The following is a 17,438-nucleotide window of genomic DNA, read 5'->3' as shown; positions in this document are numbered from 1 at the left end:
GCTGACGCGGGGGACGCTGCGGCAGGCGCAACCCCTCTGCGCCTCCGCGCCTCTGCGCGAAATCTACCTTCTTCTTTCTCTTCGCGTCTCCGCGCCTTCGCGTGAAAACCCCTCAACCGACCGGCAAAGGCTCCACATCGACCGACACCTGCATCGTCTGCGCCCCCGACCCCAGCACCACGCCGTCGATCGGCGCGATGTCGGCATAGTCGCGGCCGATCGCCATCACGACATGGTCCTCGGCCATCCAGATGCCGTTGGTCGGATCGACGCCGACCCATCCCAATACGGGACCGGCCCACACCAACACCCACGCATGGGTCGCATCGGCGCCGACGAGTCGTTCCTGCCCCGGCGGCGGCAGCGTGCGCAGATAGCCCGAGCAATAGGCCGCGGACAGCCCCGCCCCGCGCAAGCCCGACAGCATGATCTGCGCAAAATCCTGACACACCCCGCCACGCTTCGCAAAAGCCTCGGCAATCGGGGTATCGACCAGCGTCGCGGTCGGATCGAAGGCGAAGTCGCGCTGGATGCGCCGGGCCAGCGCGATCGCCACGTCGAGGATACCGCGATCGTCGGCCAGATCTTCGGCACACCATGCCGCGATCTCGGGCACGATAGGCACATGGGCGGAAGGAAAGAGATAGCTGACCGGGCTGGCCGGGCCGGCATCGGCGACCTCCGCCATCATCGCACGAATCTCGGCCAGCGTCGGGTCGGTCGGCGACGGCAGCGGGATCGGGCGTTCGACGCGCACCGTCGCCCGGCTCTCAATCGTCAGCATCCGCTCAGGCCGTTCGACTACCAGCCGGGTGACGTTGGCTAGGCCGGCCTGCGCCCGTGCGGGTTCGGTATGGCCACCCGGTTCGACCAGCAGCGCATAATCCTCCAGTGCCTGCCCCGACCACAGGATCGGCCGCAGCCGCAGGTTGCAGCGGGCGAACCCGGCCGCCTCGGCATAGTCGAAGCGGGTGATGTGGCGGATGGCATAGCGCATCATGCGAGGGTCAGTCCGGCTTCGCGCAGCGGTTGCGCACCTTGCAGGAAATAGCGGGTGGCGATCGCGTCGGACAGTTTCTGCAGCTGCTGGTTGATTTCCAGCACCCAGCCACGGTCGAGCCGTTCGGCGGAGGTCATCGCGATGCTGGCGGTCAGCCGCGCGGCGATGCGTTGCTGCGGTTCGGCGATCCCTGCGTCGTTCAGCACCGGCAGCTTCGCCAGATGGCCGACGATCGTTTCCACCTGGAACGCGATGCCGCGCGGATTGCCGGGGTCGAGCGCGATCAGGTCGATCACCGGCACCCGTGCGAACCCCATCAGGTAGCGCTGACGATAGCTGATCTGGCTGTCGGCAAGGTCGAGCAGCGTCGACAAGTCCTCGGCACTCGCCCGGCGCAGATCGACCCCCAGCAGCGTGCGCGTCGCCGCCATCGCCCGCTCGATCCGCCGCCCCAGGTCGTGGAACCGCCACGCATCGGTCCGCCCCATATGTTCGGCCGACAGCCCGGCGAGCGCGGCATAGCGCCGCTGCAACGTGCCCGCGCGGTCGAGCAACGTGCCGGTGACCGGGTACGGCGCATCGAGCAGCCGCACCATGTCCAGCGACAACCGGTCGCGCGACACCCCACCGATGCCGGTCGCCAGGCGGTTGATCGCGCGCACGCTGCCCCAGCCGTCGACCGATTCCATCGCCTCGCGCGCGAAATCGACGAGGTCGCGGCGGCGATGGCTGGGCGGGCGCCCCGCCGCGCCGGTATCGGCGATGATCGTCACCAGCCGCTCGACCGTCGCCGGGGCCAGCGCCGCGCCGGTATCGGCCGAGATCGAATGGCCGAACAACACGCGGATGACGCCCAGCAACGCCTCGCCCCGCTCCAGATAGCGGCCCAGCCAGAACATGTTGTCGGCGACCCGGCTGGGTAGCGTGCCCGGATTGCGGCGCAGCTCGACGCTGTCGGTCGGTTGGAGGAGCGATACCGGCGCGACCGGATCGGGGCCGTGGACGATGACGTCGGCCGACCACGACCCCTCACCCATCACCGCGGCGCGCGCGTCGGGCTGATCGCCGATCCGCACGAACCCGCCGGGCAGCACGACCCAGCGCCCGTCGCCGCCGCGCGCCGCGAATACCCTGAGCGAAAAGGGCCGCGGCAGCAGCCCGCCGTCGCACACGGTCGGCATGGTCGACAGTTCGGCGACCTCCTGCCCGACATAATCCTGCGGCCGGAGCGCCATCGCTGTCGCCAGCCGCCCGCGCGCCGCTGCGTCCAGCGATGCGCCCAGCACCGGCCCGGCCAGTTCCGCCACCGGCCCGGCAAAGGCAGGGCCGACCACCAGCTGGTCGAGCGACGCCAGCACCCGCGCCCGGTCTTCTGCGCGCCCGCACCACCACGTCCCGATCGACGACAGCGACGGTGCGCGACCCAGCAACCGCTCGCCCAGTGCCGGCAGGAACGCGGCGAAGGCCGGTGATTCGAGCACGCCGACCCCCGGCGCATTGGCGATCACGACATTGCCCGCCGCCATCGCATCGACGAGGCCGGGCACGCCGATCGTCGAATTGGCGTCGAACGCCAGCGGGTCGATCAACCGCGGGTCGATCCGCCGCCACAGCGCATCGATCCGCTTCAGACCCGCAATGGTGCGGACATACAGCTGGTCGTCGCGCACCGCGAGGTCGGCACCCTCGACCAGCAGGAACCCCAGATAGCGTGCCAGATGCGCCTGTTCGGGATAGCTGGGGTTGAGCTTGCCCGAGGTCAGCAGCCCGATGCGCGGCTCGGCCCGCCGGCATGCGGCGGCGATCCCCGCGCGCATCGCAGCGAAGAACGGCGCATGGCGTTCGATATTCATCCGCGAGGGTAGTCCGCCGAGCGTCCGGCCGATCGCCAGCCGGTTCTCCAGCGCATAGCCCGCCCCCACCGGCACGCGGACATGGTCGGCCAGCACCCGCCAGCGCCCGTCGGGCCCGCGACACAGATCGGCGGCCATGAAATGCAGCTGATGCCCGCCCGGCGGGACCAGCCCGACCATCGGCCGCAGGAACAGCGGCGAACCGGTGACCAGCATCGCCGGCAGCACGCCATCGGCCACCAGCCGCTGTCCGCCATGAATGTCGGCGATGACGCTTTCGAACAGGTCGGCGCGTTCGGCCATGCCATCGGCGATGCCGCGCCATTCGTCGGCGCCGATCAGCAGCGGGACCGGCGACAACGGCCAGCGGCGCTCCTCATTCTCGCCCGCCGCACGATAGGCGGTGCCGATATCGTCGGAATGGCGCTGCGCCCGTTCGCGCGCGGCGGCCAGCGTGTTGCCGGGCACCCCGGCCAGTTCCTCGAACGCCGCCTCCCATGCTGCGCGATCCTGCGCGGTCGCATGGCACAGCATGTCGCCCGTCGGTGCGGCGGCACAATATGCGTCGAGCCAGCGCCCACCGGTCGCGCCAGCATCGAACCGTCCGTTGATTGCGCGGCTGGCCATAGAGTTTCCCGATCCCCGCGCATTCCCAAGCACGCGCGCCGCCGGGGTGCAACCGCTTTGCGCTGTGGGTACGGATGTGGGGGAGGCGCTCAGGAGCAAACCCGCCACACCCGTCATCCCAGCGAAGGCTGGGATTTCCCCGTGGCCGAAACGCGCGCCTGGCCGCAGGAGGCCCCAGCCTGCGCTGGGGCGACGTATGGTCTCTTACGACAATATCCCTTCGTCATTCCCGCAAAGGCAGGAATCCGTAGCTGCTGACGATCGTAAGGAGCCGCACCCTAGCGTGTACGGATTCCCGCCTTCGCGGGAATGACGGTCACTATTTCATCATTCGCTCACGCCGCCGCCAGCCGCTGCTGCATCCGGTGTACCTCGTTGCCACTGTCGCCGCCCTCCAGCCGGAACCGGGCGACCTCTGCCGCCAGCACTTCGGCCTCCTGCGCCAGTATCCGCGCGGCGGCGGTCGCTTCTTCGACCATCGCGGCGTTGCGCTGCGTCACGCTATCCATTTCCGACACGGCGGTATTGACCTGTTGCAGCCCGATCGACTGTTGCGCCGCAGAGGTGGCGATGCCCGATACCAGTTCGCTGATCTCGCCGATCCGGCCGATGATACGCTGCAACGCCTGTCCGGTCGCGTTGACCAGGTCGACCCCGGCCTCGACCTGTTCGGACGACGACAGGATGCGGGTCTTCACGTCCTTGGCCGCTTCGGCCGAGCGCTGCGCAAGGGCCCGGACTTCCGACGCGACGACGGCAAAGCCCTTGCCCGCATCGCCTGCGCGCGCCGCCTCGACCCCGGCGTTCAGCGCCAGCAGGTTCGTCTGGAACGAAATGCCGTCGATGACCGAGATGATCTCGCTGATCTCGTTCGACGACCGCTGGATGCCGTCCATCGCCTCGACCGCGCGGCGGACGATCTTGCCCGAATCCTCGGCCTCGGTGCGCGCTTCGCCGACGATCCGGTCGGCACGCGACGCCCCGTCGGCGGTCTGGCGGACGGTGCCGGTGATCTGCTCCATCGCCGCGGCGGTTTCTTCGAGGCTCGCCGCCTGCTGCTCGGTCCGCTGCGACAAGTCGTCGGAGGCATGGCGGATATTGCCCGAACCGATGCGGATCTGCTCGCCCGAACGGGTGACCATGCCCAGCGTCTCGCACATCTGCTGGCGCATCGCTTCGAAACTGTCGGCCAGCGCCTGATATTCGCGCGGCAGCCCGTCGAGCGACACGGTCAGGTCGCCCTGCGCCATCCGTTCGAACGCCGCCCCACAGCGTTCGATGACGGCGCGACGCCCGGCCTGTTCCGCCTCGAAATAGGCGGCGAGCGCGATGTCCATGTCGATCAGCGACGCCTTGACCAGCGCGGTCGCGGCCCGCGCGCGGCGGCGGGCGCCGAACGGCCAGCCGATCCGGCCGAGCACGAGGCGCGGCAGGACATGCTCCAGCATCCGCGCATAGCCGCTGATATACCATGTCGGCGCGAGGCCGATCCGGGCATGGACCTGCCCGATGTTCGACGCGGCGGCGGCATAGTCGCGGTCGATCGGACCGGAGAACAGCTTGCGCCAATGTTCCAGCTGCTTGTCGCGGGCATGGTCCATCCGCGCGGGCGAAGTGAACATGTCGCGAATCGACGGCGTATTGGCGATGTGCCGGTACAATGCGGTCAGCGCAGCGGGCGCGTGGCGCTCGATCGCGCGCTTGATCATCGGAAACGTGCCATAGCTGCGCGCGTCGTAATCGAACGCCGCCAGCCTCTTCTCGAAATCGATCTCTTCCGGTCCGCTCATAAACGCCCTTCCACGGTACGAAACGTATCTAACGGCGAAGGAGTTAACGACGCGTAGCCGGACGAATTCGATACTTGGGCGAATGTCAGCCCGGCACCGCCGCGCGCCGCAACCGGTCGTTGATCGCCGCGCCCAGGCCATGGTTGGGCACCGGCGCGACAGCGATTCGGGCGCAAGGCGCTACATCGGCGACATGCAGCGCATCGAACAGCCGCGCCGCCGCCTCGACCAGATCGCCCGCGGCCGAGAGCGTCGCATCGCCCGCGACCGGACCGAAGCCGATCAGCCATTCGTCGCCTTCGCGCTCGGCGGCGTTCAACCGGACCGGCTTGGACGGCGCGTAATGGCTGGCGAGCTGCCCCGGCGCCTCGATCCCGGCCCCGCCGCCGCCGACCATGGTGCCCAACAGGTCGGCGACCGTCTCACGCGCGATCGGGCCGGGGCGCAACTGGCGCACCGCGCCGTCGACACAGGCGATGATCGTCGATTCGATCCCGCTCGTGGTCGGGCCGGCATCGATCACCATCGGGATTCGCCCGTCCAGGCTGCGCAGCACATGCCCGGCGCGGGTCGGGCTGATCGATCCGCTGGCATTGGCCGACGGGGCGGCGAGCGGGCGGCCGGTCGCGTGTAGCAACGCCTGCATCGCGTCGTGCGCCGGCACCCGGATCGCGATCGTCGCCAGCCCCGCCGTCACCAGCGACGCGATACCCGAGCGCTCGCGGATCGGCAGCACCAGCGTCAGCGGCCCCGGCCAGAACGCATCGGCCAGACGCCCTGCCGCATCGTCGAATACCGCCAAGGCCTCTGCCGCCGCGCGGGTCGGCACATGGACGATCAACGGATTGAAATCGGGGCGTCCCTTGGCGGCATAGATGCCCGCAACCGCGCGCGAATCGGTGGCGTCGGCGGCAAGGCCATAGACCGTCTCGGTCGCTACCGCGACGCAGCCGCCCTCGGCAATCACCGCCGCCGCCGCCGCGATCGCCGCCGTGCCGTAGGGTAAGAGAACGGTCGGAATCGAAGCGTTTGAAGCGGTCATGATTGCGTGGCTATACCGGGAAAAACCGCCGATCGAGAGAGGGCAAATGGACCTGACCCCCGCCACCGCCGAACAGCGTTTCGCGCTGACCCACGCCGCCGGGATCGATGCGATCGCCGCGACACCCCGGTTCGCGGATGCGACCCCCGACCTGCTCGATGCGATCCTGACCGGGATCGGCGATTTCGCCGCGGGCGAATGGCGACCGCTGGCGCGCAAGGGCGACACGGTCGGCGCGCGCTGGACCCCCGATGGCGTGGTGATGCCCGATGGCTATCGCGCCGCCTATCAGGCCTATGTCGCGGGCGGTTGGGGCACGATCGGGTCGCCGGCCGATTTCGGTGGACAGGCACTGCCCTTTGCGGTGGCGACCGCAGTGCTGGAGACGCTCGGCACCGCCGATCTCGGCTTCGCACTGGCCCCGACGCTGACCGTGGGCGCAATCGAGGCGCTGACCCATCACGGCACGCCGGAGCAGCAGGCACGGTACCTGCCCAAGCTCGCGACCGGCGAATGGACCGGCACGATGAACCTGACCGAGCCGCAGGCCGGATCGGATGTGGGGGCGCTGACGACGCGCGCCGAACCGGTCGGCGACGGCAACTGGCGGATTCGCGGCACGAAAATCTACATCTCGTTCGGCGATCACGACATGGCCGACAATATCGTCCACCTCGTCCTCGCCCGCACGCCGGGGGCTCCTGCGGGGACCAAGGGGATTTCGCTGTTCCTCGTGCCCAAGTTCCGCCTCGATGCCGATGGCAATCCGGGCGAGGCGAACGACGTCCGCGTCGTGTCGATCGAACACAAGATGGGGCTGCATGCCTCCCCCACCTGCGTCCTGTCGTTCGGCGACAATGGCGACTGTATCGGCGAGCTGATCGGCGCCGAGGGTGGCGGCATGCGCGCGATGTTCACGATGATGAACAACGCCCGCCTGAACGTCGGCCTGCAAGGCGTGCAGGTCGCGGAGGCGGCAACGCAGCGCGCGGTCGCCTATGCCCGCGAGCGTGTCCAGTCGGCGCGCGCGTCGACCGGCGGCGCGCCGGTCGCGATCGTCGAGCATCCCGATGTCCGGCGCATGCTGTTGCGCATGACCGCGCAGACCATGGCGGCACGCGCTTTGGTCTATTACGTCGCCGGGCAGGTCGACCGTGCGACGCTGGGGATCGACGGGGCGAAGGCGCGGCTCGATCTCGTCACGCCGCTGGCCAAGGCGCATGGCACCGACATCGGCTGCGAGGTGGCGAGCCTCGGAGTGCAGGTGCATGGCGGCATGGGCTATGTCGAGGAAACCGGCGCCGCGCAGCATTATCGCGACGCGCGCATCACCCCGATCTACGAAGGCACCAACGGCATCCAGGCCGCCGATCTGGTCGGCCGCAAGCTGTCGGGCGATGGCGGCACCGGTATGGACGCGCTGTTCGCCGAGATGCGCGGCGAGGTGGTCCATGCGGCCCTGAACGACCTGCTCGGCGATACGCAGGCGGTCGCGCGCTGGATGCTGGAGGCGAGCGTCGACGACCGGCTGGCGGGCAGCTATCCGTTCCTGACGATGCTGTCGACCTGCGTCTGCGGCTGGCTGCTGGAGCGGCAGGCGCGCGCGCTGGACACGGTCGAAGATCGCGATTTCGTTGCCCGCAAGCGCGCGGCGGTCGGCTTCTATCTCGACCGGATCGTGCCCGAAGCACGCGGGCTGGGCATGGCAGCGATGGCCGGCGCCGGTGGGTTGTACGCACTGAGTGCGGAGCAGTTCGCGGCGGGGTGAGCGCGGCGGGACTGTTGCCATCACCGGCACCGGTCAGCAGAAAAGCCGTATCCCCGCGCAGGCGGGGGTACAGAGCCACATGCGGCGTCCTGCCGTTACCCTAGCCCCCCGCCTGCGCGAGGGTACGCGCCGAATGTCGATCCGTTCTCCTTCGCTGAGGCGACGTTGGTGCGGATCGGATAGCCTCACCCTTTGATCGTCACCCCAGCGAAGGCTGGGGTCTCCCGCGGCAGGCAGACCTTGCCATCCCCGAGAGATCCCAGCCTTCGCTGGAATGACGCTCGCGGGGAAGCGCCCAGTCCGCTAGCCACCCCAAACGAACGGGGCCGGCATCGCGCGTTGCGATACCGGCCCCGATTTCGTGTCGGCAACGCCCGGATCAGGCGGCGGGTGGCACGGCCTCTTCGTCGTCCGCGCGGACGCGGCGGCGACGGCGCGGACGCTCCGCACCATCGTCGTTCGCCGACAGCGCAGGCGGCAGGCGATCGGCGTCGATCGACGGCGCGACCTCCGCCTCGACCGGCGCCGCTTCGACGCGGGCACGCGGGGTGCGGCGACGGACCGGCTTGGCTTCGGGTGCCGCTTCGGCTTCCGCCGCTACGACCTCGTTCTGCTGCGTGCCGACTTCGCCTTCGATGCCGCGCAGTTCGGCGCCGTCATTGGCCGGCGCGCTGCGCCCGCCGTCCCGACGGATGCGTTCGCGGGGCTGGCGGTCCTCGCGCGGGCCGCGATCGTCGCGCGCCTGGCGTTCTTCACGCGGCTGGCGCTCCTCGCGGGGCTGACGCTCCTCGCGGGGCTGACGCTCTTCGCGGTTGCCCCGGTCGTCGCGCTGGGCGCGCGGCTGGCGATCGTCGCGATTGCCACGATCGTCGCGATTCCCGCGATCGTCCCGGTTGCCCCGATCGTCGCGCTGGCCACGATCCTGACCGCCAACGTCGGCGCCCATGTCGCCGTCGCCGTCGAAATCCTCGTCGTCGTTACCATCGAATTCGTCGCGGGTGCGACGCTGTTCCTCGACGCGCGAACGCCCCGCTTCCAGCACGCGGAAATAGTGATCGGCGAACTGAAGGTAGTATTCGGTGTTCACCCGGTCGCCGGCGCGTTGTGCATCGGCAGCGAGGTTCTTGTATTTTTCCAGCAATTGCGCGGCGTTACCACGCGCGCGGTTGTCTATGCGATTGCCGTTATCACGCGGATTGCCGCCGCCGCTTCCCGGCTGACGCTGGCCACCGCGACCGCGACGGCGGCCGGCCTGACGATTGTTCATCAAGGGTTGGTTGTCCTGTCCTTACCTGTCCGTCGATCTCGCGATCCCGGGTGCGAGCCACTTCGCGAAACGATGCACGGGCACCGTCCGCCTGCCATGACCACCGGACGACAGTGGTTCACATGACGATGGAAAGAGCCACGCCCCGCAATCAACGCCTAGGTCGATGGTGCCTGCCCCGCTGCCGGTCTTAGCGGCTGCGTCGGGCTTCTCCAAGCGGAAAGATGGGGTCGGTGCACGAGAGGATCAACCTGCGACCACACAGCGTGGCCGGCCGCCGAGATCGCGGACCAGTCGCGCAGGCAATCCTGCCGCCTCAACCAGCGCCAGCACGGCGTCGCCCTGTTCGTGCCCGATCTCGATCGCGGCGATGCCGTCGGGGTTGAGCAGGCGCGGCAAGTCGGGGATGATCCGGCGATAGTCGTCGAGCCCGTCTGCGCCAGCGAACAGCGCGCCGGCCGGTTCGTGGCCGGTGACCTCCTGCGGCAATACCTCGCCGGTGCCGATATAGGGCGGGTTGGCAAGGATCAGGTCGAAGCGGCCGTCGATCCCGGCGGTCCAGTTGCCCAGCGCCCATGTCACGCGCCCGGCCATGCCCAGCGCCTCACCGTTGCGCCGGGCATAGTCGAGCGCCTGCGCCGACGCATCGACGCCCAGCCCGGTCGCCGCCGGCCATTCCGCCAGCGCCGCCAGCAGCAACGTGCCCGGACCGGTGCCGAGATCGAGGATGCAGGCAGGCGCACGTCCGCCAAAATCGTCGACCGCCGCCTCGATCAGCGTCTCGCTGTCGGCGCGTGGCACCAGCACGCCGGGACCGACCAGCAGGTCGATCGTCCAGAAGGCGCGACTGCCGATGATGTACGCGACCGGTTCGTGGGTCAGGCGGCGTTCGACCAGCATTTCGAAACCGGCGGGGGCCAAATCGTCGAGGCGGGCGAGCAGCATGGTTTCACGGCTGCAGCCAAGCGCGTAGGCGGCGAGAAGTTCGGCGTCGAGGCGGGGAGTATCCGACACCGTCGCGATTCGCTGCGTCGCCTGCGTCAGCGCACGCCGCAGCGTGGTCGCCTCACCCATCCAGCGTCGCCAGCCGCTCCGCTTCGTCCTGCGCGATCAGCGCGCCGAGCAGTTCCTCCATTTCGCCTTCGAGGATTTCGGGCAGTCGATGGAGCGTCAGGTTGATGCGGTGGTCGGTCACCCGCCCCTGCGGAAAGTTATAGGTGCGGATACGCTCGGAGCGGTCGCCCGAGCCTACCATAGAGCGACGCGTGCCGGCGCGTTCGTCGGCCAGCCGCTGGCGTTCGGCCTCGTACAGGCGGGTGCGCAGGACCTTCAGCGCCTTCGCCTTGTTCTTGTGCTGCGACTTTTCGTCCTGCTGGATCACGACCAGCCCGGTCGGCAAGTGGGTGATGCGCACCGCCGAGTCGGTCGTGTTGACCGACTGGCCGCCCGGCCCTGACGACCGGTAGACGTCGATGCGCAGGTCCTTGTCGTCGATCTGCACGTCGACGTCCTCGGCCTCGGGCAGGACGGCGACGGTCGCGGCGCTGGTATGGATGCGCCCGCCGCTTTCGGTGGCGGGCACGCGCTGCACGCGGTGGACGCCGCTTTCGAACTTCAACCGTGCGAACACGCCCGCGCCGGTGACGCTGGCGACGACTTCCTTGTAGCCGCCCGCGTCCGATACCGATGCCGAGATCAGCTCGACCCGCCAGCCGCGATTGTCGGCATAGCGCTGGTACATGCGGAACAGGTCGCCCGCGAACAGCGCCGCCTCGTCGCCGCCGGTGCCGGCGCGGATTTCGAGCATCGCCGCGCGTTCGTCGGCCGCATCGCGCGGCAGCAGCGCCAGCGCGAGGGCACGTTCGGCCGACTCCAGCTGGGCGCGGTTGGCATGGAGTTCCTCCACCGCCATCGCCCGCAGGTCGTCATCGGCGTCCTGCGTCATGAACGACAGGCTTTCGCTTTCGGCGCGCAGCCGCCGGACTTCGCCCGCCGCCGCCGCGACGGGTTCGAGTTCGGCATATTCCTTCGACACCGCGACGAAGCGATCGCCGGGCAGGTCGCCCGTCGCCATCTGCGCGGCCAGCTCGTCGCGCCGCGCCTCGATCTGGGCGATGCGTTCGGGGGCGATGGTCATGCCGCGCCCCTGTAGTCATTCTTGCGAAGGCGGGAATCCATTGCCGCAACGGCCACGGATTCATCGAAAGGCTGCCGTGTATGGGTCCCCGCCTGCGCGGGGATGACGAAGCAGATCATCGAGCCGACAGCCTCTCCGCAAGTGCGGGAAGCGCCGCGTCATTATCCTCGGCCAGTTCATCCTCGAACAGCAGGTCGAACATCCCCTGCGGTAGCCAGTTCAACGGCATCTTTGCCTGTTCACCCGACCGCAGCGCTTTCACGACGATCTCCTGCTGCGCAAGTTCGTCGTCGCCCAGGATCAGGGCGTAGCGCGCCCTGGCGGTATCCGCCTTGGCAAGTCGCCGCTTCATATTGCCCTTGTACGCCATGTCGGCGGCGATGCCCGCACGGCGAAGGTCGGCAAGGATCGCGGTCGCGTGGGTTTCCGCCGTGCTCCCCATCGGGATCACCACCGCGTCGATCGCCTGTGCCTCCGGCTCCTCCAGCAGCATCGCCAGCCGCTCGATCCCGGCCGCCCAGCCAACGCCGGGCGTCGCCGGCCCGCCCAGGCTTTCGATCAGCCCGTCATAGCGCCCGCCGGCCAGCACGGTGCCCTGTGCGCCCAGCCGGTCGGTGACGAACTCGAACGCAGTGTGGCGGTAATAGTCGAGCCCGCGCACGAGGCGGTCGTTGCGCGTCCATTGGACCCCCGCCGCGTCCAACCCTGACGTGACCGCCGCAAAGAACTCCGCCGCTTCCGCCGTCAGGAACGAATCGATCCCCGGTGCCGAATCGGCGATCGGGCGGTCGCGGGGGTCTTTTGAGTCGAGGATACGCAACGGATTCTTGTCGAGGCGCTTGAGGCTGTCCTCCGACAGGTCGCCGCGATGCGCCTCGAAATGCTCGACCAAGGCCGCGCGCCACGCGTCGCGCGTCTCGGCATCGCCCAGCGTGTTGAGCTGCAGCGTCACGCCATCGGCGATGCCCAGCTCCTTCAACAGCTGGTCGGCCATCGCCAGCAGTTCGACGTCAGCCATCGGCTCGGCCGCGCCGATCACTTCGGCGTCGATCTGGTGGAACTGGCGGTAGCGGCCCTTTTGCGGGCGTTCGTAGCGGAACACGGCCCCATGCGTCGCGAGCTTGAGCGGCGCGAACTGCTGCCACCCTTCGGTCAGGTAGGCGCGGGCGATGCCGGCGGTGAATTCGGGGCGCAGCGTCAGCGTATCGCCGCCGCGATCCTCGAACGAATACATCTCCTTCGACACGACGTCGGTCGTCTCGCCCAACGACCGGGCGAAGACGGCGGTCGATTCGAACACCGGCACTTCGACGCGGTTGAAGCAATAGAGCCGGCGAACCCGCTCGAACGTCTCCGCCACATGGGTGAAGCGCCGTTCGAAGTCGCCGAAAATATCCTGGGTGCCGCGAACCGGGCGCGGGGTCGTGATCTTTGCCATTATGCGCGCGATTTATGGCGTCCGGGGGACGAACGCCAGCGTTTACGCAGGCACCCCGCCCAGTTCGCCGCTGGCGCGGGCCTGCCTGCCATAGACCGCTTCGAACAATGGGGTCGCCATGACGGTCGTAATGATCGCCATCAGCACCAGCATCGCGAACAGCGTGGGACCGATAATCCCCTTTTGCAGGCCGATATTGATGATGATCAGCTCCATCAGCCCGCGCGAGTTCATCAGCGCGCCGATGCCGAGCGCGGTGCGGTTATCCTCACCGGCAAGGCGCGCTGCCGCCCAGCAGGCACCGAACTTGGCGAGGATCGACACCGCCAATACGCCCAAGGCAATCAGCAGCAGCGGCAGCGAGCTGACCGTGTCCATCCGCGTGTTCAGCCCCGAATAGGTGAAGAACATCGGCAGCAGCAGCACGACCGCCAGCGGTTCGACCTTGCGCTTCAGCTCCTCGACGAACAGCCCGCGCGGCATGAACACGCCGAGGATGAAGCCGCCGAAGATCGCATGGATGCCGATCGCGTCCATGAAGAACGCCGACAGGCAGAACAGCATCAGCGTGATCGACAGTATGGTCATGCTCATCTCGCCCTTCGCCTCGACGGCGCGGCCGAGAGGCGCAAGCAAGCGCTTGCCGAACAGCAGCAGGAACGCGGCGTAGACCACCGCGCCGCCGATCGCCAGCACCGCGACGCCCGGCCCCGCGCCGAAGGTCGCCAGCACGATCGCCAGCACGCACCACGACACGGCATCGTCGAACGCCCCGGCGGTCAGCGACAGCGTGCCGAGCGCAGTGTCGGCAAGGCCACGTTCGTGGATGATCCGTGCCAGCATCGGAAAGGCGGTAAGCGCGATGCAGGCGCCCATGAACAACGTCGCGCTGCCGGTGGAGATGCCTTCGGCGAACAGGCCGGGGACGCGAAGCAGGAGCGGAGTAACGAGGAAGGCGAGCGCGAACGGTACGGCGATGCCCGCCGCCGACACCAGCGCCGCGCTCTTCGCCTTGGTCTGGAAATGGTCGAGCCTGAGCGTCAGACCGACGAGGAACATGTAGAGGCCGACGCCGAGCTGTGCCCCGGCATAGAGGACACCGCGCGTTTCCTTGGGGAAGATCGCAGCCTGCAGGTCGGGAAAGAACAGACCGAGCAGCGAGGGGCCGAGGACGACGCCGGCGATCATCTCCCCTACCACCTGCGGCTGGTTCAGGAAGCGCTTGCCCACCCAGCCGACGACGCGGCAGGCGAGCAGGATCACCGCCAGTTGCAGGAAGAAATGGATCGAATAGTCGGATGGCGCGAAGCTTTCGGCAGCCTGTACCGCAGGGCCATGCGGGTTCAGCACATCGCCGACCGTCGCGATCATTTCGTTCAGCAAACCACCCTCCCCAGGACCGATTCGAACCCGCCATAGGACTTTTGGATGCCATGGCAAAGGCTTGCACGCGGCAGTTGACCGCCCCCGCCCGGCTGTGGCAGTGGCGATGCCTTCGCGCGGCAAGCGTGCGGGCGGGTATAGCACAATGGTAGTGCAGCAGCCTTCCAAGCTGAATACACGGGTTCGATTCCCGTTACCCGCTCCAGCCGCGCTCCTTTTCCCCCGACAGTGCGGCGGCGATCGACGCCATGGCACCGGGGCTGCTCCGCAGCGTGATCTGCACCAGTTCCTCCGGTCGCAACGCGGCGAGATTGAGATAGTCATCGGGCTCGTGCAGGCCGGGGGTGACGTTCATCGCCTGCAACCGCATCGGTAGCACAGCCAGCGACAGGGCGGGCACGGCCCCCGCTTCATCGCGGAACGCGACCAGCCGGGTCTGGTCGGCGTTATTCATCGGATACATCAGCCCCAGAAAGAAGGTGCCGCCGTCGTGATACACCGGCCAGCTCGGCCCGGCGACATGCCCTGCCAGTATCGGCCGCACGCCATGGCGTTCCGCTTCGGTGTCGCCGAACTGACCGGTATCGGGGGCGGGGGTGGCAGCGCGCAATACCGCGATCATGCCCGGCATCGATCCGGTGCGCGGACGGTTCCACGGGGAAGGCGGGAACACCTGATTGCCGCAGCGATGCCGCAGGCCTCCGCCTGAGCCCAGCAACAGATCGCCGAACCGGGGATCGTTCGACCGGACGGTGTTGCCATAGCCCTGATAGACGAACGGCCCGACCCGCAGCACCGCGTTATTTTCCGGATCAGGAACCGCGCCGATCGCCGCCGGAGACAGGGTGGTGACGATCACCGGAATATTCTGCGACGCGATCGGACAGGTCGCAGCGGCAAGCACGGTCGGCAACAGCAACGTCCACGGCATTCGCTATCTCCGGTTCAACGCGGCCCGAACAATATCACCCCGCATCCGACGATGCACAGCGCCGCCCCCGCTGCATCGAACCGGTCGGGCACCAGCCCCTCGACCGCCCAGCCCCACAGCACCGCGCCCAAGACATAGACGCCGCCATAGGCCGCATAGGCGCGCCCCGCCCCGCCGGTGTCGCTATGTGCCAATATCCATGCAAAGCCGATCAGCGCGGCGATGCCGGGCACCAGCCACCAGGGCGACCGGTCGAGCCGCCACCATGCCCAGAAGGCGAAGCAGCCGCCGATTTCGAACAGTGCCGCGAACATGAAGAGGATGGGGGTCGGGATGTCGTGGTTTCCCGGGAAAAACACCGCCGCGCATTCCCGCGCGGGCGGTGGTGGACAGGGCTGGATTCGAACCAGCGTACGGGAAACCCGGGCAGATTTACAGTCTGCTGCCTTTAACCACTCGGCCACCTGTCCAGCCGCCACTTGCGGGGCCAGCCCCGAAGCGAGCGCGCCCATTGCCGTCCCCGAGCGGCGCTGTCAACGCCTTGCGCCACTTTGTTGGGCAACTTAGCGTCGTCGTCATCGCATTTCCGACCCGAGGATTTTCATTTTGCGCGCAATTTTGCTGGCTACCACCCTGATCGCCACGCCCGTCATGGCGCAGAGCGTCGACCGCGACGCCGTCAACCGCATCGTCGACGAGGGCACGTCGCAGACGCAGGTCATGCCGATCGCCCAGCACCTGACCGACCGCATCGGCCCGCGCCTGCCCAATTCGCCGCAGATGCGCGAGGCGGAACGCTGGACGCAGGCCAAGTTCCGCGAATGGGGGCTGACCACCAGTGCCGAGGGGTTCGAGTTCGGCCGCGGCTGGACGATCGAGCGTTCCAGCGTGCGCATGGTCACGCCCCGCCCGGTGCAGCTGACCGCGATCCCGATCGCATGGACGCCGGGCACCAACGGCCGCATCACCGCGCCGGTGATCGTCGCGCCGATCGCCGAGGAGGCGGACTTTGCCGAGTGGCGCGGCAAGCTGTCGGGCAAGGTCGTGATGGTGACGCGGCCGGGCGACGGGTCGGAGCCGGGCGAGGCGCCGTTCCGCCGCCTGACCGGCGAGGACCTCGCCAAGGCCGATAGCTGGAAGGAACCGGTGTTCGATCCGGCCGATACCGATCGCCGCGCCAAGCGGCTGGACTTCGCGCGGAAGCTCGATGCGTTCCTGAAGGCCGAGGGCGCGGTGGCGATGGCGACGATGTCGTCGCGTGACGGCAAGCTGCTGCACGGATCGGGCTATCTGTTCACCCGCGAGGTCGCGCCCGCGGTGCCGGCGATCGAGATCGCGGCGGAGGATTATCGCCGCCTCGCCCGGCTGTCGGTCGGCGGCACCGCCCCGACGATCGAAATCGATACGCAGGTCCGCTTCGACGACAGCGACCCGACCGCCTACAACATCATCGCCGACCTGCCCGGCACCGATCCCAAGGCCGGATATGTCATGGCCGGCGCGCATTTCGACAGCTGGGTCGCGGGCGACGGCGCCGCCGACAATGCTGCGGGCACCGCGGTGGTGATGGAGGCGGCGCGCATCCTGTCGACGCTGAAGGTCCGGCCGAAGCGCACCATCCGCTTCGCGCTGTGGAATGCCGAGGAACAGGGGCTGCTCGGCAGCCTCGCCTATGTCGAGCGGCATATCGCCTCGCGGCCCGAACCGACGGGCGGCAAGGACGGCGGTCTGGCGCGCTTCTATGGGTGGACCAACCGCTTCCCGATCACCAAGAAGCCCGGCTACGACGCGATGACCGCGTATTTCAACATCGACAACGGGTCGGGCAAGATCCGCGGGATCAATGCCGAGAACAATGTCGCGGCCGTCCCGATCCTGCGCGACTGGCTGAGCCCGTTCGCGTCGATGGGCGCGACGACCGTCGCCAACCGGCGGACCGGGTCGACCGATCACTATTTCTTCCAGTCGGTCGGATTGCAGGGCTACCAGTTCATTCAGGACCCGCTCGACTATGGCAGCCGCTTGCACCATACGAGCATCGACACCTACGACCACCTCAAAGGCCCCGACATGCGGCAGAACGCGATCATCCTCGCGTCGATCCTGCTGAGCGCGGCCAATGCCGAACGGCCGCTGCCGCGTCCGCCCCTGCCCACCCAGCCGGTCGCCACCGACCCTTACGCTATCCCCGAGAAAGACTGA

The 17,438-nt window shown here is 68.4% G+C and carries 13 protein-coding genes and 2 tRNA genes; 3 read left to right on the top strand and 12 right to left on the bottom strand.

Features of this window, described 5'->3' with window-relative positions; all coding sequences use genetic code 11:
* Positions 1–112: 112 nt before the first annotated feature.
* The 4 genes from MF610_RS15740 to MF610_RS15725 form a co-directional block, all read right to left on the bottom strand.
* Positions 113–997 (bottom strand): transglutaminase family protein, encoded by an 885-nt coding sequence (locus tag MF610_RS15740; protein ID WP_242200334.1) that lies wholly within the window; start codon positions 995–997, stop codon positions 113–115.
* Positions 997–3,480, bottom strand: coding sequence for a circularly permuted type 2 ATP-grasp protein (locus tag MF610_RS15735; protein ID WP_242200004.1), 2,484 nt, complete (start codon positions 3,478–3,480; stop codon positions 997–999). Before MF610_RS15735 ends, MF610_RS15740 begins: the two co-directional genes overlap by 1 nt.
* Before the next feature lie 335 nt (positions 3,481–3,815).
* Positions 3,816–5,270, bottom strand: a complete 1,455-nt coding sequence (locus tag MF610_RS15730) for a methyl-accepting chemotaxis protein (protein WP_242200003.1) — start codon at positions 5,268–5,270, stop codon at positions 3,816–3,818.
* Between the two features lie 85 nt (positions 5,271–5,355).
* Complete coding sequence (locus tag MF610_RS15725; RefSeq protein ID WP_242200001.1) at positions 5,356–6,312, bottom strand: L-threonylcarbamoyladenylate synthase; 957 nt, start codon at positions 6,310–6,312, stop codon at positions 5,356–5,358.
* 46 nt (positions 6,313–6,358) lie between these two features.
* Between MF610_RS15725 and MF610_RS15720 the strand changes: the two genes are divergently transcribed.
* Positions 6,359–8,080 carry an acyl-CoA dehydrogenase family protein gene (locus tag MF610_RS15720; protein WP_242199990.1) on the top strand — a complete coding sequence of 574 codons (1,722 nt, stop codon included), beginning with the start codon at positions 6,359–6,361 and terminating at the stop codon, positions 8,078–8,080.
* A gap of 379 nt (positions 8,081–8,459) precedes the next feature.
* On the opposite strand, the gene MF610_RS15715 is transcribed toward MF610_RS15720, so the two are convergent.
* The 5 genes from MF610_RS15715 to MF610_RS15695 form a co-directional block, all read right to left on the bottom strand.
* The gene (locus tag MF610_RS15715; RefSeq protein WP_339328540.1) at positions 8,460–9,347 is read right to left on the bottom strand and encodes a DUF4167 domain-containing protein; all 888 of its coding nucleotides are present in this window, start codon (positions 9,345–9,347) and stop codon (positions 8,460–8,462) included.
* 246 nt (positions 9,348–9,593) lie between these two features.
* Complete coding sequence (prmC, locus tag MF610_RS15710) at positions 9,594–10,421, bottom strand: peptide chain release factor N(5)-glutamine methyltransferase (RefSeq protein ID WP_242199983.1); 828 nt, start codon at positions 10,419–10,421, stop codon at positions 9,594–9,596.
* The gene (gene prfA / locus MF610_RS15705; protein WP_242199965.1) at positions 10,414–11,484 is read right to left on the bottom strand and encodes a peptide chain release factor 1; all 1,071 of its coding nucleotides are present in this window, start codon (positions 11,482–11,484) and stop codon (positions 10,414–10,416) included. Before prfA ends, prmC begins: the two co-directional genes overlap by 8 nt.
* Before the next feature lie 115 nt (positions 11,485–11,599).
* The gene (hisS, locus tag MF610_RS15700) at positions 11,600–12,922 is read right to left on the bottom strand and encodes a histidine--tRNA ligase (RefSeq protein WP_242199963.1); all 1,323 of its coding nucleotides are present in this window, start codon (positions 12,920–12,922) and stop codon (positions 11,600–11,602) included.
* 42 nt (positions 12,923–12,964) lie between these two features.
* On the bottom strand, positions 12,965–14,293 hold the full coding sequence (locus MF610_RS15695; protein ID WP_242200332.1) for a cation:proton antiporter: 1,329 nt from the start codon (positions 14,291–14,293) through the stop codon (positions 12,965–12,967).
* A gap of 143 nt (positions 14,294–14,436) precedes the next feature.
* Here MF610_RS15695 and MF610_RS15690 point away from each other — a divergent pair.
* Positions 14,437–14,510: transfer RNA gene (locus MF610_RS15690), tRNA-Gly, on the top strand.
* On the opposite strand, the gene MF610_RS15685 is transcribed toward MF610_RS15690, so the two are convergent.
* The 3 genes from MF610_RS15685 to MF610_RS15675 all read right to left on the bottom strand — a co-directional run bounded on the left by MF610_RS15685 (position 14,499) and on the right by MF610_RS15675 (position 15,706).
* Positions 14,499–15,236, bottom strand: a complete 738-nt coding sequence (locus MF610_RS15685; RefSeq protein ID WP_242199961.1) for a hypothetical protein — start codon at positions 15,234–15,236, stop codon at positions 14,499–14,501. The genes MF610_RS15690 and MF610_RS15685 overlap by 12 nt on opposite strands.
* Positions 15,237–15,250: 14 nt before the next feature.
* Complete coding sequence (locus tag MF610_RS15680; protein WP_339328539.1) at positions 15,251–15,595, bottom strand: YnfA family protein; 345 nt, start codon at positions 15,593–15,595, stop codon at positions 15,251–15,253.
* A gap of 24 nt (positions 15,596–15,619) precedes the next feature.
* A tRNA-Tyr gene (locus MF610_RS15675) sits at positions 15,620–15,706 on the bottom strand.
* A gap of 181 nt (positions 15,707–15,887) precedes the next feature.
* Between MF610_RS15675 and MF610_RS15670 the strand changes: the two genes are divergently transcribed.
* On the top strand, positions 15,888–17,438 hold the full coding sequence (locus MF610_RS15670) for a M20/M25/M40 family metallo-hydrolase (protein WP_242200330.1): 1,551 nt from the start codon (positions 15,888–15,890) through the stop codon (positions 17,436–17,438).

This window comes from Sphingomonas hankookensis (assembly GCF_022664465.1).
In the GTDB taxonomy this organism is placed as follows: Bacteria; Pseudomonadota; Alphaproteobacteria; order Sphingomonadales; family Sphingomonadaceae; genus Sphingomonas; species Sphingomonas hankookensis.
This window is presented reverse-complemented; position numbering and strand designations above follow the sequence as displayed.